This is a genomic window from Streptomyces gamaensis (assembly GCF_042656465.1).
Taxonomy (GTDB): Bacteria; Actinomycetota; Actinomycetes; order Streptomycetales; family Streptomycetaceae; genus Streptomyces; species Streptomyces gamaensis.
The window spans coordinates 155,510-177,632 of sequence record NZ_JBHSPB010000007.1 but is presented as its reverse complement, the minus strand read 5'-3'; the positions used below and the strand labels follow the sequence as shown (position 1 = coordinate 177,632).

The 22,123-nt window shown below is 72.4% G+C and carries 17 protein-coding genes; 12 read left to right on the top strand and 5 right to left on the bottom strand.

Annotated features, from left to right (window positions below):
• Window positions 1-77 precede the first annotated feature (77 nt).
• Window positions 78-1,241, bottom strand: coding sequence for a PQQ-dependent sugar dehydrogenase (locus tag ACFP1Z_RS13750; RefSeq protein ID WP_390316459.1), 1,164 nt, complete (start codon window positions 1,239-1,241; stop codon window positions 78-80).
• Window positions 1,242-1,309: 68 nt separating this feature from the next.
• Window positions 1,310-2,341 (bottom strand): aldo/keto reductase, encoded by a 1,032-nt coding sequence (locus tag ACFP1Z_RS13745; RefSeq protein WP_390316457.1) that lies wholly within the window; start codon window positions 2,339-2,341, stop codon window positions 1,310-1,312.
• 74 nt (window positions 2,342-2,415) lie between these two features.
• Here ACFP1Z_RS13745 and ACFP1Z_RS13740 point away from each other — a divergent pair, with 74 nt between their 5' ends.
• The 6 genes from ACFP1Z_RS13740 (at window position 2,416) to serA (ending at window position 12,206) form a co-directional block, all read left to right on the top strand.
• A complete protein-coding gene (locus tag ACFP1Z_RS13740; RefSeq protein WP_390316456.1) occupies window positions 2,416-3,363 on the top strand; it encodes a 2-hydroxyacid dehydrogenase in 948 nt (315 codons plus the stop codon).
• A gap of 262 nt (window positions 3,364-3,625) precedes the next feature.
• On the top strand, window positions 3,626-6,562 hold the full coding sequence (locus ACFP1Z_RS13735; protein ID WP_390316455.1) for a putative bifunctional diguanylate cyclase/phosphodiesterase: 2,937 nt from the start codon (window positions 3,626-3,628) through the stop codon (window positions 6,560-6,562).
• A gap of 267 nt (window positions 6,563-6,829) precedes the next feature.
• Entirely contained in the window at window positions 6,830-8,698 is a 1,869-nt protein-coding gene (locus ACFP1Z_RS13730; protein WP_390316454.1) for an acetolactate synthase large subunit, read from the top strand.
• 29 nt (window positions 8,699-8,727) lie between these two features.
• On the top strand, window positions 8,728-9,252 hold the full coding sequence (gene ilvN / locus ACFP1Z_RS13725) for an acetolactate synthase small subunit (RefSeq protein ID WP_390316453.1): 525 nt from the start codon (window positions 8,728-8,730) through the stop codon (window positions 9,250-9,252).
• A gap of 96 nt (window positions 9,253-9,348) precedes the next feature.
• Window positions 9,349-10,350, top strand: coding sequence for a ketol-acid reductoisomerase (ilvC, locus tag ACFP1Z_RS13720; protein WP_390316452.1), 1,002 nt, complete (start codon window positions 9,349-9,351; stop codon window positions 10,348-10,350).
• 248 nt (window positions 10,351-10,598) lie between these two features.
• On the top strand, window positions 10,599-12,206 hold the full coding sequence (gene serA / locus ACFP1Z_RS13715; protein WP_390316451.1) for a phosphoglycerate dehydrogenase: 1,608 nt from the start codon (window positions 10,599-10,601) through the stop codon (window positions 12,204-12,206).
• Window positions 12,207-12,285: 79 nt separating this feature from the next.
• Here serA and ACFP1Z_RS13710 read toward each other — a convergent pair whose 3' ends face one another.
• Entirely contained in the window at window positions 12,286-13,131 is an 846-nt protein-coding gene (locus ACFP1Z_RS13710; RefSeq protein WP_390316450.1) for an SCO4651 family lipoprotein, read from the bottom strand.
• 122 nt (window positions 13,132-13,253) lie between these two features.
• Here ACFP1Z_RS13710 and ACFP1Z_RS13705 point away from each other — a divergent pair, with 122 nt between their 5' ends.
• From ACFP1Z_RS13705 to ACFP1Z_RS13695, 3 genes are all read left to right on the top strand, one after another.
• Complete coding sequence (locus ACFP1Z_RS13705; RefSeq protein WP_390316449.1) at window positions 13,254-14,090, top strand: GntR family transcriptional regulator; 837 nt, start codon at window positions 13,254-13,256, stop codon at window positions 14,088-14,090.
• A gap of 182 nt (window positions 14,091-14,272) precedes the next feature.
• Window positions 14,273-15,496, top strand: a complete 1,224-nt coding sequence (locus tag ACFP1Z_RS13700) for a cytochrome P450 (RefSeq protein WP_390316448.1) — start codon at window positions 14,273-14,275, stop codon at window positions 15,494-15,496.
• 62 nt (window positions 15,497-15,558) lie between these two features.
• Entirely contained in the window at window positions 15,559-15,771 is a 213-nt protein-coding gene (locus ACFP1Z_RS13695; RefSeq protein WP_390316447.1) for a ferredoxin, read from the top strand.
• Between the two features lie 19 nt (window positions 15,772-15,790).
• Here ACFP1Z_RS13695 and ACFP1Z_RS13690 read toward each other — a convergent pair whose 3' ends face one another.
• A complete protein-coding gene (locus ACFP1Z_RS13690; RefSeq protein ID WP_390316688.1) occupies window positions 15,791-17,008 on the bottom strand; it encodes a PucR family transcriptional regulator in 1,218 nt (405 codons plus the stop codon).
• A gap of 255 nt (window positions 17,009-17,263) precedes the next feature.
• Here ACFP1Z_RS13690 and ACFP1Z_RS13685 point away from each other — a divergent pair, with 255 nt between their 5' ends.
• From ACFP1Z_RS13685 to ACFP1Z_RS13675, 3 genes are all read left to right on the top strand, one after another.
• Entirely contained in the window at window positions 17,264-18,190 is a 927-nt protein-coding gene (locus ACFP1Z_RS13685) for a proline dehydrogenase family protein (RefSeq protein WP_390316446.1), read from the top strand.
• A 59-nt stretch (window positions 18,191-18,249) separates the two neighbouring features.
• Complete coding sequence (gene pruA, locus ACFP1Z_RS13680) at window positions 18,250-19,881, top strand: L-glutamate gamma-semialdehyde dehydrogenase (RefSeq protein WP_390316445.1); 1,632 nt, start codon at window positions 18,250-18,252, stop codon at window positions 19,879-19,881.
• Window positions 19,882-20,212: 331 nt separating this feature from the next.
• Entirely contained in the window at window positions 20,213-20,365 is a 153-nt protein-coding gene (locus ACFP1Z_RS13675) for a hypothetical protein (protein ID WP_390316444.1), read from the top strand.
• A gap of 45 nt (window positions 20,366-20,410) precedes the next feature.
• On the opposite strand, the gene ACFP1Z_RS13670 is transcribed toward ACFP1Z_RS13675, so the two are convergent.
• A complete protein-coding gene (locus ACFP1Z_RS13670; protein WP_390316443.1) occupies window positions 20,411-22,036 on the bottom strand; it encodes a purple acid phosphatase family protein in 1,626 nt (541 codons plus the stop codon).
• Between the last annotated feature and the right edge of the window lie 87 nt (window positions 22,037-22,123).

Genomic DNA, 22,123 nt, shown 5'->3' with positions numbered 1-22,123 from the left:
CCCTGGCCGTTTCAGCATAGGCAGACGGCCGTACGGAACGGGAGCGCGTTTTTGGGTCCTCGCATTCCTCGGGTTCCTCAGGACACGTCGAGCCGCAGCAGCCGGTCGTCGTCGGGGCCCGGCCGGCCGCGCCCGTCGGTATTGCTGGTGGTGAGCCACAGCCCGCCGTCGTCCGTCGCGAGCACGGTGCGCAGCCGCCCGTACTCGCCCTTGAGGAACTCCTGCGGCGCGGCGGCCGGCCGGTCCCCGTTCAGCGGGACGCGCCACAGGCGCTCGCCGCGCAGGCCCGCCAGCCACAGGGAACCCTTGGCGAAGGCGAGGCCGCTGGGGGAGGCGTCGGCGGGGCGCCACTGCTCGACGGGGTCGAGGAAGCCCGGTCTGCCCGCCCTGCCCTCCACAGCGGGCCAGCCGTAATTGCCGCCCGGCCGGATCAGGTTGAGCTCGTCCCAGGTGTCCTGCCCGAACTCCGCCGCCCACAGCCGCTGCCCCGCGTCCCAGGCCAGGCCCTGCACATTGCGGTGGCCCAGGGAGTAGACGACGGACGAGGCGTCCGGATTGCCGGGGGCGGGGCGGCCGTCGGGGGTCATGCGCAGGATCTTGCCGCCCAGGGAGCCCTTGTCCTGGGCGAGTTCGGGACGGCCGGCCTCGCCCGTGCCCGCGTACAGCATCCCGTCCGGGCCGAAGGCGAGCCTGCCGCCGTCGTGGACCTTCCCCTTCGGAATGTCCCGCAGGATCGTGTCGGGGGCGCCGAGGCGCTGCCCGGCCGGTCTGTCCGGGTCGTAGCGCAGCCGGGCGACGCGGTTGTCGGAGTCGGTGGTGAAGTACGCGTACAGCAGGTGGTCGGTGGCGAAGCCGGCGGACACCGCGAGCCCCAGCAGCCCGCCCTCGCCGCCCGCGCTCACCCCCGGGACCGTCCCCACCTCGCTGATCGCGCCGTCCTTCGCCGCGATCCGGGCGACCGTCCCGGTGTCCCGGGAGCCCACGAGCAGATCGCCGCCGGGCAGCGTGGCCACGCCCCAGGGCGAGGAGAGCTTGCCGGTGAGCGTCCGTACGACCTTCGCCGAGCCGTGGGCCGGCGCGGGGGAGGGCGGGGCCGTCCGCGCGCCCGGGGCCCCCGACGGGGAGGCCGGCCCCGGTGCCGGGGCCGCGCCCGGCAGGCCCCCGCTCCCGGAACAGCCCGCCAGGGCGAGGACGGCGATCGCGGTGACGGACAGCGGCGGGCGCGAGCGGGGGAGGGGCACGGTTCGTTCCTCTCGCAGAGCCCGCGGCACCCGGTCCGGGTGCCGCGGGCAGGAAGGTTCGCGGACGGTCAGTGCCAAGACTGCCGTGCCCGGGGCAGCCGCGCTATCTCCGCGAAGTCCTCCCCGGTCAGCCGCAGTTGCGCGGCCCGCGCGTTCTGCACCGCCCAGCGCGCCTGCTTCGTGCCCGGCACCGGCACGACGTGCCGGCCCCGCGCCAGGACCCACGCGAGGGCCACCTGCGCGGGCGTCGCGCCGTGGCGCAGGGCGACCCGGCGCAGTCCGGCCACGATCGGCTGGTTCGCGGCCATCATCTCGGCGGTGAAGCGGGGGTGGCGGGCCCGTACGTCGTCCGGCTCGAAGCCCTGGCCGGGCACGAGGGTCCCGCTGAGGAAACCGTTGCCCAGGGGCATCGCCGCGAGCACGCCCACGCCGCGCGAGACGCACCACGGCACGAGTGCGTCGAGGGCCTCGGGCGACCACACCGACAGCTCCGTCTGCACCGCGCTGACGGGGAAGACCTGCTGTACGCGCTCCAGTTGCCGGATCACCGCCTCGTACGGGTCCGCGGGCGCGGCACCCGGGCGCCGCGCGGAGCGGGACGAGGCGCCCGTACCGCTGCGGGCCCGCGGCCCGAGCGCGCACCAGCCCAGTGCCCGGACCTTGCCCGCCGAGACCAGTTCGGCCATCGCCCCCCAGGTCTCCTCGACGGGCACCTCGGGGTCGGGGCGGTGCAGCTGGTACAGGTCGATGACATCGGTCTGCAGCCGCCGCAGCGAGGCGTCGCAGGCGCGCCGGACGTAGCCGGGGCGGCCGTTGGCGACGACGTGCTGCTCGCCCGCGAGCAGTCCGCACTTGGTGGCGACGAAGGCCTCCGCGCGCCGCTCGCGCAGGACGCGGCCCACCAGCAGCTCGTTGGTGAACGGCCCGTACATGTCGGCGGTGTCCAGCAGGCTCACCCCGGCGTCCAGCGCCGCGTGCACGGTGCGCAGCGAACCCTCCCCGCTGCGCCGGGAGGCGGAGTACGCCCAGTGCATGGGCATGCACCCGAGGCCGATCGCACCCACTTCGAGCGTCGCCGCACCGATTGTCCTGCGCTCCACCGCTCGTACACCCTCCCGTTCCTCACCCCCAAACTAACCTCTGCCGGGAACGTCTTTTCGCATAGCCTCCAGGCATGAGCGCAGATCACCGTGCAGCCTGGCTGCCCATCCGGCCCGAGCGGATCGAGGGCCTGCCGAAGGAACTGGAGTACGTGTACTGGAACGGGGAGGAGGAGTTCCCCGCCGATCCCGCGCACTGCGTGTTCTACGTGCCGCCGTACATGGCGAGCGGCGAGGTGTGCGCGCGGCCGCTGCCGCACATGCCGAACCTGAAGGTCGTGCAGACCCTGACCGCCGGCGTGGACCATCTGCTGTCCGCCCTGCCCCAACTCCCCTCCGGGGCACGGCTGTGCAACGCGCGCGGACTGCACGACGCGAGCACCGCCGAGCTGGCCCTCGCGCTGACCCTGTCCTCGCTGCGGGGCATCCCCGGCTTCGTGCGGGCGCAGGACCGGGGGGAGTGGAGTCCGGCGTATCTCGAATCGCTGGCGGACAAGTCCGTGCTGATCGTGGGGTACGGGTCGATCGGGGAGGCCATCGAGGACCGGCTCGTGCCCTTCGAATGCGCGCGGGTGGCGCGCGTCGCGCGCTCCGCCCGTGACGCCGCGCACGGTCCGGTGCAACCGATCAACGCCCTGCCCGCGCTGCTGCCCGAGGCCGATGTGGTGATCCTGGCGACGCCGCTGACGGCCGAGACCCGCGGGCTCGTCAACGCGGAGTTCCTGGGGCGCATGAAGGACGGCGCGCTCCTGGTGAACATCGCGCGCGGCGCGGTGGTGGACACCAAGGCCCTGCTCGCCGAGGTGGAGAGCGGTCGGCTGCGGGCCGCGCTGGACGTCACCGAGCCCGAACCGCTGCCCGCGGGGCACCCGTTGTGGCAAGCGCCGGGGGTACTCGTCACCCCCCATGTGGGTGGACCTTCCTCGGCGTTCATGCCGCGCGCCCAGCGGCTGTTGCGAGACCGATTGGCCGGATTCGTCCTGGACGCGCCCCTGCAAAATGTCGTAGCCACAGCCCCCTAGGTGCCACGTAGAGGTACCGTGCGACTGCACTCAGTGTCCATAATCCCGTAGCTAGTTACGCTATGTATATGAGCTATGTCCCTGCGTGACGAGTCTGGTGTATCGTCCGGACCGGGGGCTGCGCCGGGCACCGTACGGCGCAGCGAAGTACCGGAACTCAAGGGGGGCGACGGGCGATGCACGGCCAATGGACGATCTACCCGACGCGGCTCATGCGACGGCCACGGCTTCGTTGCGTGGCGACTGTGCTCCTGTGGCTCCCATGGGTTTCCTGGCTCAGGACGGCGGCGCGGTGAGCGCCCCCGGAGCGGCCCTGCCCCGCCGGTCCTCGGCGGCCGGCGGCTCGGGGCCCGCGTCACAGCTGCTGCTCGCCCTCGTCTGCGGCGGTTACGCCACGGGCGCCGCCTTCGGCTGGGGCTCGCGCGAGCTGGCCTCCACCATGGGCGACTTCGGGCTCGGCGGCGCCGCCGTCCTGGCCGCGCTGTCCTGCTTCTGGTACGGGCGCACCCACCGGACCCGCTTCCGCCTCGCGTGGTTCCTCTTCGCCGCCTCCTCGGCCATGGCCGGCCTGGGCAACGTTGTCTGGGGCTGGTACGAGGTGGTCCTCGACCAGCACGTCCCGGCGCTGTCGGCGGCCGACTTCTGCTTCCTGCTGTTCGCGCCGCCCGCGATCATCGGCCTGCTGGTGCTCGCCCGGCGGCCCGTCACCCGCGCCGGCTGGGTGTGCCTCGCGCTCGACGCCTGGCTCACCGGCGGCTCGCTGCTCACCCTCTCCTGGAGCCTGGCGCTCGCGCACACCGCGCACTTCCAGGGCGAGTCCGTGGCGCACGCCGCGCTGTCGCTGGCCTATCCGCTGCTGGACATCGCCCTGGTGTCCATGGTGCTCGCGCTGCACTTCCGGCGCTCGACCACCAACCGCTCCGCGATCAACACCGCGATCGCCGCACTGGCGTTGACGGTGCTGTGCGACGCCCTGTTCACCTCGCCGCTGCTGCGCTCGCACTACCGCTCGGGGCAGATCCTCGACGCGGGCTGGTTCGCGGGCTACATGCTCATGGCGTACGCGCCGTGGGTCGCCCGCGAGGAGGGGCCCGTGGCCGCGCCCCGCGCCGCGCACCCCGCGCACCACCCGAGCCGGCCCATCGCCGGCTCACTGGCCGCGCTCACCCCGTATCTCGCCGCCGCCGTGTGCACGTTGGGCATCCTCTACAACGTCCTCGACGGCCACCGCGTGGACCGCGTGGTCCTCTTCACGGGCTGCACGGTCGTGCTGGCCCTGGTCGTCCGCCAGGGCATCATGCTGCTCGACAACATCTCCCTCACCCAGGAACTGGCCCAGAAGGAGAACCACTTCCGCTCCCTGGTGCAGGGCTCCAGCGACGTCATCATGATCGCCGCGCCCACCGGGATCCTGCGCTACGTCAGCCCGGCCGCCGCCGGGGTCTACGGCCGGGAGGCCGAGGACCTCGTCGGCTCCGAACTGGCCTCCCTGATCCACCCGGAGGACCTCGGCAGAGTCGTCCACGAGGTGCGCCGCTTCCTGGCCGCGCAGCCCGCCGAGGAGCCCACCACCCGCATCGAGTGCCGCTTCCGCTCCGGCGGCGGCGAGTGGCTCAACGTCGAGTCGACCGTCAACCGCCATCACGGCGGCCTCATCTTCAACAGCCGGGACGTCACCGAACGCGTGCGCCTTCAGGCCCAGTTGCAGCACACCGCCGAGCACGACCCGCTCACTGACCTGCCCAACCGCGCCCTGTTCACCAAGCGTGTGCAGCAGGCCCTCAGCGGGCGCAGAGCGACCGACGCGGGCACCGCCGTGCTCTTCATCGACCTCGACGGCTTCAAGGCCGTCAACGACACCGTCGGCCACCAGGCCGGCGACGAGCTGCTGGTCCAGGCCGCCCGCCGGCTCCAGGACTCGGTCCGGGCCGGGGACTCCACCGCCCGCTTCGGCGGCGACGAGTTCGCGGCCCTCATCCTCGGCGACGGCACCCGCGACCCCGCCGCCCGCGAGGTGCGCATCCTGGAGATCGCCGACCGGCTGCGGCTCACCCTCTCCCAGCCCTACCGCGTGGAAGGAGGCACGGAGGTCCGCGTCGCCGCCAGCATCGGCGTCGCCTTCGCCGAACCGGGCATCACCCCCGGCGAGCTGATGCGCAACGCCGACCTCGCCATGTACCGCGCCAAGCAGGCCGGCAAGGGCCGCGTCGAGCTGTACGCGCCGCAGATGCAGGCCGACGTGGTGCGCCGCACCGAGCTGGCCAGCCGGCTGCGCACCGCCCTGCACGACGGCGAGTTCGCGCTGCTGCACCAGCCGATCGTCGACCTCCAGACCGGCCGGATCACCGCCGTCGCCGCCCAGCCGCGCTGGCGCTCGGCCCAGGGCATCCTCTTCACGCCCGCCGAGTACCTCCGCGTGGCCGAGAGCGACCGCGGCGACGAGTGCGCGCGCACCGCCGAACTCGGCCGCTGGACCGTGGAGAAGGCCGTCGAGCAGGCCGCCGCCCGCCGCCGCGCGGGCCACGCCGTCCCGGTCCACGTCCGGCTCTCCGCGAGCCGGCTGCTGGACCGCTCCCTGCCCCCCAAGCACCTGGAGGAGCTGCTGGTGCGGCACGGACTGCCCTCCGGCGCGCTCGTGCTGGAGCTCTCGGGCAGCGACCCGCGCGTCCCCATGGACGAGCTGGAGCGACGGCTGACGGCGCTGCGCCGGCTCGGCGTGCGCATCGCCCTCGACGGCTTCGGCAGCGGCTACGCCGCGATCAGCGCGCTGCGCCGGCTGCCCATCGACACCCTCAAGCTCGACCGCGGGCTGGTCGACGGCGTCGTCGAGTCCGCCCGGCTCCACAAGATCACCGCCGGGCTGCTGCGGATCGCCACCGACCTGGGCATGCAGTCCGTGGCCGAGGGCGTCGACGTCGCCGGCCATGTGCTGGCCCTGCGCGCGATGGGCTGCACGCACGGCCTGGGCACCGCCTTCGCCGGACCGCTCGACGAGCACCGGCTGCGGCTCGCCCTGGACCGCGGCAGCTATCCCGTGCCGGCGTCCGCCGTGGACGGCGTGGGCGCGCTGCCGGTCGGCGCGCTGCCCGCGCCCGCGGGTCTGCCGTCGGCCTCCCGGTCGGTGACCGGGGGCGGAGCGGGCTCCCTCGCCCATGCTCCATTGCGCTCAAATAATGAGACGCCCGTCCCACCCGCTTGACACCCCCCGTACGGCGGGTGGAGGGTCGGGGTCATGCGCACCCGAATTCTCGTACTTGGACAGCGCGTCGGCTGAAGCGGGCCGCCTCCCAGGCCCCGCTGGACCTCACCGGCGCGCTCCCCTCGCTTGCCTCACGGCACGAGGGGTTTTTTGTTGCATCGAAACCCCGCACAACCGCGCAGACCACCACGAATCACTCCCTCCGAAACCGCCGATTCCGCTGATTCCGCCGAAACCGTCGATTCCGTCGAGTACTTCGAGAAGAGAATGTCGATGACCGAGCAGGCCACCGGGGCCCACCATCCGCAGCCGCGGGCCCGCAGCGGCGCGCCGCAGCAGCACCAGCAGCAGCCCGCGATCGTCGAGCACGTCACGGGCGCGCAGTCCCTCATCCGCTCGCTGGAGGAGGTCGGCGCCGAGATCGTCTTCGGTATCCCGGGCGGTGCGATCCTCCCCGCCTACGACCCGATGATGGACTCCGCGAAGGTCCGCCACGTCCTCGTCCGCCACGAGCAGGGCGCCGGACACGCGGCCACCGGCTACGCCCAGGCCACCGGCAAGGTCGGGGTGTGCATGGCCACTTCGGGCCCCGGCGCGACCAACCTCGTCACGCCCATCGCCGACGCCCACATGGACTCCGTCCCGCTGGTCGCCATCACCGGACAGGTCCCCTCCCCGTCGATCGGCACGGACGCCTTCCAGGAGGCGGACATCTGCGGCATCACCATGCCGATCACCAAGCACAACTGGCTGGTGACCGACCCCGCCGAGATCCCCCGCACCATCGCCGAGGCCTTCCACGTCGCCTCCACCGGCCGCCCCGGCCCCGTCCTCGTCGACATCTCCAAGGACGCCCTGCAGGCGCGGACGGTCTTCAGCTGGCCCCCGCAGGCCGACCTGCCCGGCTACCGCCCGGTCACCAAACCGCACGCCAAGCAGATCCGCGAGGCCGCCCGCCTGATCGCCCAGGCCGCCCGCCCCGTGCTCTACGTCGGCGGCGGGGTCCTCAAGGCCCGCGCCACCGCCGAGTTGAAGGTCCTCGCCGAGCTCACCGGCGCGCCCGTGACCACCACGCTGATGGCGCTCGGCGCCTTCCCCGACAGCCACCCGCAGCACCTGGGCATGCCCGGCATGCACGGCTCCGTCGCGGCCGTCACCGCCCTGCAGAAGGCCGACCTGATCGTCGCCCTCGGCGCCCGCTTCGACGACCGCGTCACCGGCAGACTCGACTCCTTCGCCCCGTACGCCAAGATCGTCCACGCCGATATCGACCCCGCCGAGATCGGCAAGAACCGCGCCGCGGACGTGCCGATCGTCGGCGACGCCCGCGAGGTCGTCGCCGACCTGATCGTCGCGCTGCAGGCCGAGTTCGCCGAGGGCCACCAGCCCGACTACGCGAACTGGTGGCGCGATCTGAACCGCTGGCGCGAGACCTACCCGCTGGGCTACGACAGGCCCGAGGACGGCAGCCTCGCCCCGCAGCAGGTCATCCAGCGCATCGGCCAACTCGCCCCGAAGGACACGATCTACGCCGCCGGCGTCGGCCAGCACCAGATGTGGGCCGCCCACTTCATCGGCCACGAGCGCCCCGCCACCTGGCTCAACTCCGGCGGCGCCGGCACGATGGGCTACGCCGTGCCCGCCGCGATGGGCGCCAAGGCCGGCGCCCCCGGCCGCACGGTGTGGGCCATCGACGGCGACGGCTGCTTCCAGATGACCAACCAGGAGCTCGTCACCTGCGCGCTCAACAACATCCCCATCAAGGTCGCGGTCATCAACAACGGGGCGCTGGGCATGGTCCGCCAGTGGCAGACCCTCTTCTACAACCAGCGCTACTCCAACACCGATCTGCACGAGGCCCCCGGCACCGGCGGCCGGTGCCAGGGCACCCGCGTCCCCGACTTCGTGAAACTCGCCGAGGCCATGGGCTGCGTGGGCCTGCGCTGCGAGGACCCGGCCGAACTCGACGCGGTCATCGAGCAGGCCAACGCGATCGACGACCGCCCCGTCGTCGTCGACTTCGTCGTCCACCAGGACGCCATGGTCTGGCCGATGGTCGCCGCCGGCACCTCCAACGACGAGATCCTCGCCGCACGGGGCGTGCGCCCCGACTTCGGCGACAGCGAGGACGAGTAAGAGCAGGCGGAGAGGAAGCAGGAACACCCATGACCAAGCACACGCTCTCCGTCCTGGTGGAGAACACCCCCGGCATCCTGGCCCGGATCGCCTCCCTGTTCTCGCGCCGGGGCTTCAACATCGACTCGCTCGCCGTCGGTGTCACCGAGCACCCCGACATCTCCCGCATCACCATCGTCGTCAACGTCGAGACGCTGCCCCTGGAACAGGTCACCAAGCAGCTCAACAAACTCGTCAACGTGCTGAAGATCGTGGAGTTGGAGGACAGCAGCGCGATCCACCGCGAACTCGTCCTCGTGAAGGTCCGCGCCGACAACGAGACCCGCTCCCAGATCGTCGAGATCGTCCAGCTGTTCCGCGCCAAGACCGTCGACGTCTCGCCCGAGGCCGTCACCATCGAGGCCACCGGCGGCAGCGACAAACTCGGCGCGATGCTCAGGATGCTGGAACCGTTCGGCATCAAGGAGCTCGTGCAGTCCGGCACGATCGCCATAGGACGCGGCGCCCGGTCCATCACCGACCGCAGCCTGCGCGCCCTGGACCGTACGGCCTGAACCGTCCCCGGACACGGGACCCGTAAGCCACCCCCCGGCCCACCGACATACGGTGGGCACGTACCACCGGAAAACCGGAATCAAGGAGATAACGCAGTGGCCGCCGAGCTGTTCTACGACAACGACGCAGACCTTTCCGTCATCCAGGGCCGCAAGGTCGCGGTCCTCGGCTACGGCAGCCAGGGCCACGCCCACGCGCTGTCCCTGCGCGACTCGGGCGTCGACGTCCGCGTGGGCCTGCCCGAGGGCTCCACGTCGCGGGTGAAGGCCGAGGAGCAGGGGCTGCGCGTGGTCACCCCCGCCGAGGCCGCCGCCGAGGCCGACGTCATCATGATGCTCGTTCCCGACCCGATCCAGGCCAAGGTCTACGAGGAGTCCGTCAAGGACCACCTCAAGGACGGCGACGCCCTGTTCTTCGGGCACGGCTTCAACATCCGTTTCGGCTTCATCAAGCCCCCGGCCGGTGTCGATGTGTGCATGGTCGCCCCCAAGGGCCCGGGCCACCTCGTGCGCCGCCAGTACGAGGAGGGCCGCGGTGTCCCCTGTATCGCGGCCGTCGAGCAGGACGCCTCGGGCAGCGCCTTCGCCCTGGCCCTCTCCTACGCCAAGGCCATCGGCGGCACCCGCGCCGGCGTCATCAAGACCACCTTCACCGAGGAGACCGAGACCGACCTCTTCGGCGAGCAGGCGGTGCTGTGCGGTGGCGCCTCCGCCCTGGTCAAGGCGGGCTTCGAGACCCTCGTCGAGGCCGGCTACCAGCCGGAGATCGCCTACTTCGAGTGCCTCCACGAGCTCAAGCTCATCGTGGACCTGATGTACGAGGGCGGCCTGGAGAAGATGCGCTGGTCGGTCTCCGAGACCGCCGAGTGGGGCGACTACGTCACCGGCCCGCGCATCGTCAACGACGCCACCAAGGCCGAGATGAAGAAGGTCCTCGCCGAGATCCAGGACGGCACCTTCGCCAAGAACTGGATGAAGGAGTACGAGGCCGGCCTGCCCCAGTACAACGAGTACAAGAAGGCCGACGAGAACCACCTGCTGGAGACCACCGGCAAGAAGCTGCGCAAGCTGATGAGCTGGGTCGACGACCAGCAGTGACCCCGCACGCGGTGCGCGGGCCCCGGGGTGTACGCACCCCGGGGCCCGCGCACCGCCGTTGTCCACCGCGTACAGGCGCCGGAGGGTGAGCCTTACGGATCGGCACCCGGCGGCGGCGTGAGCCCGGATACACTGCTGCGGAGCAACAACGCGTCAGGCTCACAGCGTCGTGCGTCTCCACGCGGCTGCCCTCTTCACCGCGCCTTCGGCCGTCGGGACGGCCGTCTGCCCAGGACTAGTGAGGTCCCGTGAGCACTGCTGATTCGCCCCGCAAGCCCGTCGTCCTCATCGCCGAGGAGCTCTCCCCGGCCACGGTCGACGCCCTCGGGCCGGACTTCGAGATCCGCCACTGCAACGGCGCGGACCGCGCGGAGCTGCTGCCCGCGCTCGCCGGGGTCGACGCCGTGCTGGTGCGTTCGGCGACCCGCGTCGACGCCGAGGCGATCAACGCCGCGAAGGGGCTGAAGGTCGTCGCCCGCGCCGGCGTCGGTCTGGACAATGTCGACGTCTCCGCGGCCACCAAGGCCGGCGTCATGGTCGTCAACGCCCCGACCTCCAATATCGTCACCGCCGCCGAGCTCGCCTGCGGACTGCTCATCGCCACCGCCCGCAACATCCCGCAGGCCAACTCCGCGCTGAAGAACGGCGAGTGGAAGCGCTCGAAGTACACCGGTGTCGAGCTGTCGGAGAAGACCCTGGGCGTCGTCGGCCTCGGCCGCATCGGTGTGCTCGTCGCGCAGCGCATGTCCGCGTTCGGCATGAAGATCGTCGCCTACGACCCGTACGTGCAGCCCGCGCGCGCCGCGCAGATGGGCGTCAAGCTCCTCTCCCTCGACGAGCTGCTCCAGGCCGCCGACTTCATCACCGTGCACCTGCCCAAGACCCCCGAGACCATCGGCCTGATCGGTGACGAGGCGCTGCACAAGGTCAAGCCCACGGTGCGGATCGTCAACGCCGCGCGCGGCGGCATCGTGGACGAGGCGGCCCTGGCCGCCGCGCTGAAGGAGGGCCGCGTCGCGGGCGCCGGCCTGGACGTCTACGCCTCGGAGCCCTGCACGGACTCCCCGCTCTTCGAGTTCGACAGCGTCGTCGCCACCCCGCACCTGGGCGCCTCCACCGGTGAGGCCCAGGAGAAGGCCGGCATCGCCGTCGCCAGGTCCGTCCGTCTCGCGCTCGCCGGCGAGCTGGTGCCGGACGCGGTCAATGTCCAGGGCGGCGTCATCGCCGAGGACGTCAAGCCGGCCCTGCCGCTGGCCGAGAAGCTCGGCCGGATCTTCACCGCGCTCGCGGGCGAGGTCGCGGTCCGGCTCGACGTCGAGGTCTACGGCGAGCTCACCCAGCACGATGTGAAGGTCCTCGAACTCTCCGCCCTCAAGGGCGTGTTCGAGGATGTCGTCGACGAGACCGTCTCCTACGTCAACGCCCCCCTGTTCGCGCAGGAGCGCGGCGTCGAGGTCCGGCTGACCACCAGCTCCGAGGCGAACGAGCACCGCAATGTGGTCACCGTGCGCGGCACCCTCGCGGGCGGCGACGAGGTCTCCATCTCCGGCACCCTCGTCGGCCCCCGGCACCTGCAGAAGATCGTGGCCGTCGGGGAGAACTCCGTGGACCTCGCGCTCGCCGACCACATGGCCTTCCTGCGCTACGAGGACCGGCCCGGCGTCGTCGGCACCATCGGCCGGGTCCTCGGCGAGGCCGGCATCAACATCGCGGGCATGCAGGTCTCGCGCGCGGTGGAGGGCGGCGAGGCGCTCGTGGCGCTGACGGTGGACGAGTCGATTCCGGCACCGGTCCTCGCGGAGATCGCGCAGGAGATCGGGGCGGCGTCGGCGCGCGCGGTGAACCTGACGGACTGAAGGCTCCGGGCGGTCCGGGCCGGGTGGCGGTGCGACCGGGCCCGGACCGCCGACGGGCCGGGTCGACGCCTGCGTGGGATCAGCGCTTGCGCTGGCCCGCGGCCTTCTCGATCTGGAGCTGGAGGTACTGCTCGGACGTCAGGACGTCCCCGGCGGCCGGGACCTGGATCTTCGGGTCGGCGCCGTAGCCGGAGTACTCCTCGGTCAGCCTGACCTCCCCCTTGGAACCGGTGCCCGTCTCCTGGGACTTGACGGCGAGTCCGTCCTCGCCGATCCACACGTCGATGCCGACCTTCTCCAGACCGGCCTCGTCGCGCTGCTTGACGTACAGGTCGCGCGGCTGCTCCTGGAGGGCGTCGCCCTGGTACTGCGCGAGTTCGTTGAGGACGACGGAGCCCCGGTAGTGCGCGGCGCTCTGCCCGCCCACCTTCTCGTCGCCGGTCTTCGCCACGTCCTTGGCCGTGGCGAGCACGCCGAGCAGCACGGGCAGATCGCCCTGGGCGGTGTTCTGCCGCTCGCCGTCCGCGGGTTTGCCGTCGCCCTGCGGGCGGGCGTCGGTCCTGAGCCATTTGCCCTCGGGGAGGCTCTGGTTGCGGGAGTAGAGCGCGTCCTGGGTGGTGATCGCCTCGTCGGTGGTGCCGGCCGCCGGACCCGAGGTCCGCCGCTGCGCGAGTTCCGGCTTGCGCTGGAAGGCGTACGCGGCGCGGACCTCGCCCTTGTTGTCGGTGCGGACGCGCTCGGTGCGGTACGCGTTCTGCTGGGCGGTCTTGCGCGCGGTCTCCTTGAGGGCGCTCTGCGCGTCACCCGCGCCGTCCTTCTTCGCGTCGTCGCCGGAGCCGCCGCCGCACGCCGTGAGGGCGAGCGCGAGAGCGGCGCCCGTCGCCGCCATGACTGCGGTGCGTATCGCGGTCGGGGCCTGTGCCATGTGGTGCCTCTTCGCTCAGGGGTCGATCCCTTGGGGTGGTGATCCGGGGAGCGTATACCCGGCGCTAAGGATGCGTTTCCGCGCCCGTCCCGGGCCGGGCCCGCAGGGCTAATTTGGTGGACATGGGTGCACCGGAACGGTCCGCGACCCCGCCGCCCTACCTCAGGATCGCCGCCGAACTGCGGGCCCGTATCGCCTCGGGCGAGCTGCGCGCCGGCGAACGGGTCCCCTCGACCAGGCGGATCAGCCAGGAGTGGGGCGTCGCCACCGCCACCGCCACGAAGGTCCTCGCGGTCCTGCGCCAGGAAGGGCTCGTACGGGCGTTACCGGGCGTCGGTACGGTCGTGGACGCGCCCGGCCTGCGGGCGGCCGCCCGGCGCCGCCGCGACGGCCCGCCCGCCGGGGCCGTGCTCACCCCGGGCCGCGTCGTCCGCACCGCCGTCGGCATCGCCGACAAGGCGGGCGGGGCCGCCGTCTCCATGCGCTCCGTCGCCGCCGAACTCGGGGTGTCCACCGTGGCGTTGTACCGCGCGGTACCGGGGAAGGCGCAGCTGGTCTCCCTGATGGTGGACACGGTGCTCGCCGAAGCGGGCGTCCCCGACCACGCGCCCGGCGGCTGGCGCTCCCGTCTGGAGGCCATGGCCCGTCACCAGTGGGCGCTGTGCCGCCGCCACCCGTGGCTGCCGCGCGCCCTGCCCGTCACCCGCCCCCCGCTCCCCCCGCGTCTGCTGGAGCAGTGGGAGTGGGGCACCGCCCCCCTGGTCCGTCTGGGCCTCCAGGCCCCCGCGCTGCTGTCGATCGGGGCGACGGTCAGCGGCTTCGTCCGCGGGGTGGCGGCGGACCTGGGGGAGGGGGGAGCGGGCTTCGGGGCGGATCTGACGTGCGATGTGATGTTCGAGTTCGGGATGGAGAGGCTGCTGGACGGGCTGGCGGTGCATGTGGCGCGGGTGGGGTGTTGAGCCGCGGTCCGCGCGGCGCGTCGGCTCCCGTCGCGGGGCCGGGCCCCGGCCGGATTCCACCCTCGCATTCCGGCCACCGTCACGAAGATGGCCGAACCGTACATGGCGGAAATCGGCACATGCCCGTGGACTGGACACAACGGCTGTACATACCATCAGTCCGAGCGTCCGGAAGGTGACCCATGCCCGAAACCGGAACCTCTCTCGCCGCGCCCACCCCCACCCCGGCCCCCGGGTTCCCGCGCGACCGTACCTGTCCGTACCGGCCACCGGAGGGCTACGAGGCGATCGCGGCCGACGGGCCGCTCGCGCCCGTGACGCTGTACGACGGGCGTCGCGTGTGGCTGGTGACGGGCCACGCCGAGGCGCGGGAGCTGCTGGCCGACAAGCGGCTCTCGGCGGACCGGCGCGACCCGGCCTTCCCCGTGCTGGCGCCGCGCGCGGAACGGCAGTCGGAGGTCGTCCTGCCGCTGCTCGGCGTGGACGACCCCGAACACGCCCGCCAGCGGCGGATGTTGATCTCCCAGTTCGGTGTCAAGCGCGTCAACGCGATGCGGCCGCGGATCCAGGAGATCGTGGACCGGCTCGTCGACGACATGCTGGCCAAGGGGCCGGGAGCGGAGCTGGTGTCGGCGTTCGCGCTGCCGGTGCCGTCCACGGTGATCTGCGAACTGCTCGGCGTGCCCTACGACGACCACGAGTTCTTCGAGGCGAAGTCCCGCGCGCTGCTCTCCGCGAAGACCGCCGACGACGCCGTCGCCGCCCGCGACGCGCTGCGCGAGTATCTGCACGGACTCGTGGAGCGCAAGCGGGCCGAACCGGGGGACGGCCTGCTCGACGGGCTCATCGCCGAACAGCTCGCCGACGGACACCTGGACCGCGACGAACTGGTCATGATGGCCCTGCTGTTGCTCGTCGCGGGACATGAGACCACGTCCAACATGATCTCCCTCGGGATGTTCACGCTGCTCCAGCACCCGCGCGAACTGGCCGCCTTGCGGGCCGACCGCGGCCTGCTGCCGGGTGCCGTCGAGGAACTGCTGCGCTATCTGTCGATCGCGGACGGGCTGATGCGGGTGGCCACCGAGGACATCGAGATCGCCGGACGGACGGTGCGCGCGGGCGACGGCGTGGCTTTCAGCGCCTCGCTCATCAACCGGGACGAGGCCGCCTACGCGCGCGCCGAAGCCCTCGACGTCACCCGCTCCGCCCGGCACCACGTCGCCTTCGGCTACGGCGTGCACCAGTGCCTGGGCCAGAACCTCGCCCGCGCCGAGCTGGAGATCGCGCTGGGCACCCTCTTCGACCGTATCCCCGGGCTGCGGCTGGCCGTTGCCCCGGAGAAGATCCCCGTCAAGCCGGGCGACACCCTCCAGGGCGTCTACGAGCTCCCCGTCACCTGGTGACCGCCGGCGCCCCGGCCGCCACGGACGCCCCGGCCGCCACCGACCGAGAACGGAACCACTCCATGAGCACCAAGCACAGCGTTCACGTCAGCATCGATACCGATATCTGCATCGGCTCCGGGCAGTGCGCCCTGACCGCCCCCGGCGTCTTCACCCAGGACGACGACGGCTTCGGCCAGGTCATCGAGGGCAAGGAGGACGGCGCGGGCGACCCGCTCGTCAAGGAGGCCGCGCGCGCCTGCCCCGTACAGGCGATCACCGTGGAGGAGGACTGACACCGGCACACCGCGCCGGCTACAGCCGCGCCGCCTTCAGCGCCATGTGCAGCAGCAGACGGTCCTCGCCCTCGTCCAGGTCCAGGCCCGTGAGCTGCTCGACCCGCGACAGCCGGTAGTAGAGGGTCTGCCGGTGGATGCCGAGCGCGGCCGCCGTCCGCCCGGCCTGGCCCGCGCAGTCGAGGAACACCTCGGCGGTACGGGCCAGTTCGGTGTGGGTGGGGGCGAGCAGCGGACGTACGGCCGTGTCGGCCGCGGCGTCCCGGGGGAGCGCGGAGAGCACCCGGTACGGGCCGATGCCCGACCACTGGGCGACCGGGCCCAGCCGGGCCTGCGCGCCCGCCGCCCGCGCCGCCGCGAGGGCCTCGCGCCAGGCGTCGGCGAGCTCCACCAGCCCCCGGCGCGGGGTGCCGAGCCCGGCCGTGGCCCGCGCGGCGGGAGACGGGCCGCCCGCGCGCGGCGAGCGCAGCAGCCGGTCGGCGGCCGTACGGGCCGGGGCCGGCGAGGACAGCGCCCGCAGCCGGACCAGCGCGGCCAGCGCGGGCGAGCCGTCCGGCAGCGCGTCCGTGACCGTGCACAGCGCGGCCACCCCGGACTGCGCGGCCAGGGAGGACGAGGTCCCCTCCTCGTCCCCGCTCTCGCCCGCCGGCCACCACGGGACCACCGCGACCAGCGCCGTCGGCCCGTCCGCCGAGGGACCCAGCGCCTCGCGCAGCGCGCCGCGCGCCGCGTCCCGCCCGGCGGGACGGCCGGTCAGCGCCTCCCGCAGCAGCTCCCCGAGTTCGGCGCCCGCGCGGCCCTCGGCCGCCAGCAGCGCCCCGATCCGGTCGGCGGTCTCCATGGCCTGCGCCAGGCGCGGGTCCGCGTACGGCACGGCCAGGTCCAGGCCCGCCAGGTGCTCGTCGTCCAGCAGCCACACATAGCCGTGCACCACGCCCCGGTGGCGCACCGGCAGACAGATCCGCCCCGTGAAGACCCCCGCCGCCGGATCCGGCGGGATCCGCAGCGGCGCCTGCGCCCGGGCGATCCCGAACGCCTCGAACCACGCCCGTACCGCGGCCGTCGAACGGCGCCGCAGGATCGACCGGGTCCGCACCGGGTCCATCGCCGGCTCCAGGTCGTCGTCCCCGCCGTGCGCGCCGAAGGCGATCAGGACGAAGTCCCGGTCCTCCAGGGTCGCGGGCGCGCCGAGCGCCGCCGATATCTCGTCCACGAACTGCTGGTAGTCGCCGCGCATGAGGTACCGCTCTCCCTTCCGGGGCCGGATCGGCCAGGTCACGAAAACGGCTGTGCCGCCCGGGGGAGTGCGGTCCCGTGCCGTCGTGCGTATGCGTCGTATGCGCCGGGCACCATTGTCATACATCTGTCTGAGATCTCGGCCACGGATGCGTGACAGCTGTCGATGGCCGAGGATCGGGGTGATCTCTAGGTTTCACGATGAGTCACTTACGCCGTCCCCCCTGCGCGGACGGCCGTCATCGTGGAGGTGCCCGTGCTGGGTCCCGTGCTGCTCGCCGCCTCGCGCAGCGATGCCATCCGCCGTATCGTCTCGGCCGCCCCGCTCACCCGCCCGGTGGTCGACCGCTTCATCGCCGGCGAGGCCCTGGAGGAGTCCATGGCCGTCGTACGGGCCCTCACCGAGCGCGGCCTGGAGGTGACCCTCGACCACCTCGGCGAGGACATCACCGACGCCAGTGAGGCACTGCGCACCCGCGACGCCTACCTGGCGCTGGCCGAGGCCCTGAAGACCATGGGCCTGGGCGCGCGCGCCGAGATGTCGGTGAAGCTGTCCGCGTTCGGGCAGGCGCTGCCCGGCGGCCACGACCTGGCCCTGGCCAATGTCACCCCGGTCGTCGAGGCCGCCACCGAGGCCGGCACCACCGTCACACTGGACATGGAGGACCACACCACGGTCGACTCCACGCTCGCGATCCTGGCGGAGCTGCGCGAGAGGTTCCCGCGGACGGGCGCGGTGCTGCAGTCCTACCTCTTCCGCACCGAGGAGGACTGCCACCGGCTCGCCGGGGAAGGCTCCCGCGTGCGGCTGGTCAAGGGCGCGTACAAGGAGCCCGCGTCCGTGGCCTTCCAGGACAAGCGCGAGGTCGACCTCGCGTACGTCCGCTGCCTGAAGATCCTCATGGCGGGCAAGGGTTACCCCATGATCGGCTCGCACGACCCGCGCATGGTCGCCATCGCCCAGGAGCTCGCCCGGCGCGGCGAGCGCAAGCCGGACGAGTACGAGTTCCAGATGCTGTACGGCATCCGCGAGGCCGAACAGCAGCGGCTCGTCGCCGACGGCCACCGGATGCGCGTGTACATCCCCTACGGCACCGACTGGTACGGCTACTTCATGCGCCGCCTCGCGGAGCGCCCGGCCAACCTGACCTTCTTCCTGAGGTCCCTGGCCACCCGCGGCTGACCCGCGGCCCCACGATCCCACCCCCATCCGCCCCCGGAACACGAGAAGGAGACACGGCCATGGACGCTGTGACCCAGGTCCCCGCCCCGGTGAACGAGCCGGTGCACGGCTACGCCCCCGGCAGCCCGGAGCGCGCCCGGCTGGAGGCCAGGCTCAAGGAGCTGGCCGGCAACCCGGTCGACCTGCCGATGACCATCGGCGGCGAGAAGCGCATGGGCGGCGGCGAGCCCTTCCAGGTCGTCCAGCCGCACCGCCACGCCGCCGTGCTCGGCACCTACCGCAACGCCACGCAGGCGGACGCGAAGGACGCCATCGACGCCGCGCTCGCCGCCGCCCCGGCCTGGCGCGCCCTGTCCTTCGACGACCGCGCCGCGATCTTCCTGCGCGCCGCCGAACTGCTGTCGGGCCCCTGGCGCGAGACGCTGGCCGCCTCCACCATGCTCGGCCAGTCCAAGACCGCCCAGCAGGCCGAGATCGACACCCCCTGCGAGCTCGTCGACTTCTGGCGCTTCAACGTGCACTTCGCGCGCCAGATCCTCGCCGAGCAGCCGCCCGCCAACTCCGCCGGCGTGTGGAACCGCAGCGACCACCGCCCGCTGGAGGGCTTCGTCTACGCGATCACGCCGTTCAACTTCACGGCGATCGCGGGCAATCTGCCGACCGCGCCCGCGCTCATGGGCAACGTCGTGGTGTGGAAGCCGTCCCCGACGCAGACCCACTCCGCGGTGCTGCTCATGCAGCTGCTGGAGGAGGCCGGCCTGCCCAAGGGCGTGATCAACCTGGTGACCGGTGACGGCGTCGCCGTCTCCGAAGTCGCCCTGAACCACCCCGAGCTGGCCGGTATCCACTTCACCGGCTCGACCCGGACCTTCCAGTACCTGTGGAAGACGGTCGGCGCCAACATCGAGAAGTACCGCTCGTACCCGCGGCTGGTCGGCGAGACCGGCGGCAAGGACTTCGTCGTCGCCCACCCCAGCGCCGACCGCGCCGTGCTGAAGACCGCCCTGACCCGTGGCGCCTTCGAGTTCCAGGGCCAGAAGTGCTCGGCCACCTCCCGCGCCTACATTCCGCGCTCCCTGTGGGAGAGCGGCTTCAAGGAGGAGTTCGCGGCCGAGGTCGACGGCATCGCCATGGGTGATGTCACCGACCTGTCGAACTTCGTCGGGGCCGTCATCGACGAGCGCGCCTTCGCCAAGAACAAGGCCGCCATCGACCGCGCCAAGGCCGACCCGAGCTGCACGATCGTCGCCGGCGGCAGCTGCGACGACTCGGTGGGCTACTTCGTGCGCCCGACCGTCATCGAGTGCACCGACCCCGCCAACGAGGTCTTCACCACCGAGTACTTCGGCCCGGTCCTCGCCGTGCACGTCTACGAGGACGCCGAGTACGACGCGATGCTGGAGCAGATGGAGTCCGTGTCCGCGTACGCGCTGACCGGCTCGGTCATCGCCCAGGACCGCGCCGCCGTCGCCGCGACGATGGACAGGCTGCGCTTCGCCGCGGGCAACTTCTACATCAACGACAAGTCCACCGGCGCCGTCGTCGGCCAGCAGCCCTTCGGCGGCGGCCGTGCCTCCGGCACCAACGACAAGGCCGGCGCGGCGACCAACCTGCTGCGCTGGGTCTCCTCCCGTTCCATCAAGGAGACCCTGGTGCCGCCGACCGACTACGGCTACCCGCACATGGGCTGACCGGCACCTTCCTGGTGAACTCCGCCCCCGTCCCGGCCCACCGGCCGGGACGGGGGCGGTGCGCTGTCCGGGTGGGCTCCGTCTCAGATAGTAGGAAGTCCCAGTAATCGAGCAGACAGCACGGCCCCGCTGTTTTAGCGTGGAGGGAGCCGAGCGGTCCGCTCCATCGAGCGGCAGCGGCCGAGCCGAGGTGCCCGTGGGCAGGTGACCCCTGCCGCACCCCCGGCCCCGCACTTCTTCCGGCACTCATCCGACCTTCTCGGGGATCCGCCGTCCGATCCGTGCCCGCGCGCGATCACCAGGACTTCCAGCTTGAGGAGACGTGACTGTCATGGCCGACACCGCTGTCCGCGGCGCACGCCGCACCCCCCGCTCCGCCCGCGCCACCGACGCCGCCGCCCGTGAAGCGGACCGGACCAACGCCGCCGCCGCGCTCCAGCGGGCGCTGGACCGGCGCGACAACGGCGGAGTCACCGGCCACTGAGCCGGGCGGGCCCGCCACCGGGCCCGCCCGCGGCACGCACCCGGCTCACTTCCCGGGGCGCGTGATCTCGAACGCGTCGACGCGCGCCCCGCTCTCCGCCAGCGCCGTCACCCGCAGCCTCGGGTGGCGGCCCGGCCGCACCTCCACGGCGAGGAAGGAGTAGCCGGTGTAGCGCACCCGGGACCACTCCACTTCCTCCTTGGCCTTCTTGCCGCTCTTGTCCCAGTGGTAGGTCTCGACGCTGTCGACGTCGTCGACGTGCCCCTCGTAGCTGTCCGGGGCCGGGAAGTCGTACAGCGACTTGCCCGCGCCGCCGGCCGTGACGTAGACGATGCCGTCCTTCGCGGAGTCCGCGCTCTCGCCGATGGGCAGCTCCTTGCCGACCCGCTGTCCGCGCAGCGCGTCCGTGCGCTCGTAGACGTGGTTGTGGCCGTTGATGACGAGATCGACCTTGTGCTTGTCGAACAGCGGCACCCACGCGTCGCGCACCCCGCCGTCCGAGGCGTGCCCGTTCGTCGTGGAGAAGGCGCAGTGGTGGAAGAAGACCACGATGAAGTCGATGTCACGGCGCGCCCGCAGCTCGCCGAGCCGCCGGTCGAGCCAGCGCGTCTGCCGGCCCCCGGAGTAACCGGTGTTGGCGGTGATCTCGTAGCTGACGTCGTTCGCGTCGAGCGCGACGACGCCGACATTGCCGTACGTGAAGGAGTACACGCCCGGTGAGGTGCGCGGGTCGAAGCCGTTGTCCGGCAGCGACCAGCGGGCGCTCTGCCCGCCGTAGCCGTTGGGGGAGTACCAGGCCTCCATGTCGTGGTTGCCGGTGGTGACCATCCACGGCACGCTCTTGGCGACCGACTCGGTCTGCGCCAGGAACGAGTCCCAGGTGCGGGCGTCGTAGACGTCCGTGGGGCGGCCCTCGCCGCTGTCGTCGGCGTAGCAGATGTCGCCCGCGTGGAGATGGAAGACCGGGTTCTGTCCGAGGATCAACTGGTCGTTGGCCAGGGCGTGATAGCTGACGCCCTGGTCGCCGAACGCGGTGAAGACGAAGGGCTCCGCGTGGTCCGGGGCGGTGCGGAAGGTGCCTATGGTCGAGAAGTTGCGCGGATCGGCCGGGTCGAAGCCGTCGTGGCCGACACCGTAGTAGTACGTCTGCCCGGGCTTGAGCCCGCCCAGCGCCGCGTGCAGGAAGAACTGGTCGACGGCGGGGAGTTTTTTCGACAGCGCCGGGGTGTGCAGGTCGCGCACCTCCGCCGGGACCTTCTGGCCCAGCTCCCACGGCTTGAGGCCGAAGCGCACGTACGGGCGGCGGACCGCGAACGGCACCTGCCAGGAGATCCGCATCTGCGTGCGCGGATCGGAGCCGAAGGCCAGGTGCCGGCCGAAGGGCGCGACGTGCCGGCCGTCCACCTGCACGGCGGCTGGGGAGGGCAGCAGGGTGGGTGAGGCGCCCGGGGTGCCGGACGGCCCCGGCGGGGGCGTGAACGCGAGCGCGCCCGGGGCCGCGCCCAGCAGCCCCGCGCCGGCCACGGCGCCCGCCGTCGCGGCGCCGGCGCGCAGCATGCCGCGCCGGGTGAAGCGCCGCCGCGGCAGGTGCGCGCGGAGGTACTCGTGCTGCTCCGCCATGGTCATGCGGCTCGCGAGGTGCTCGGGAATGCCTACCCGTGGTGTGTCCATGCGGCACAACGTGCCAGGAATCGGCGACTGCGACACGGACTTTGAATGAACGAGACCTGACCGGATGGCAATCTGTCCGAATCGTGG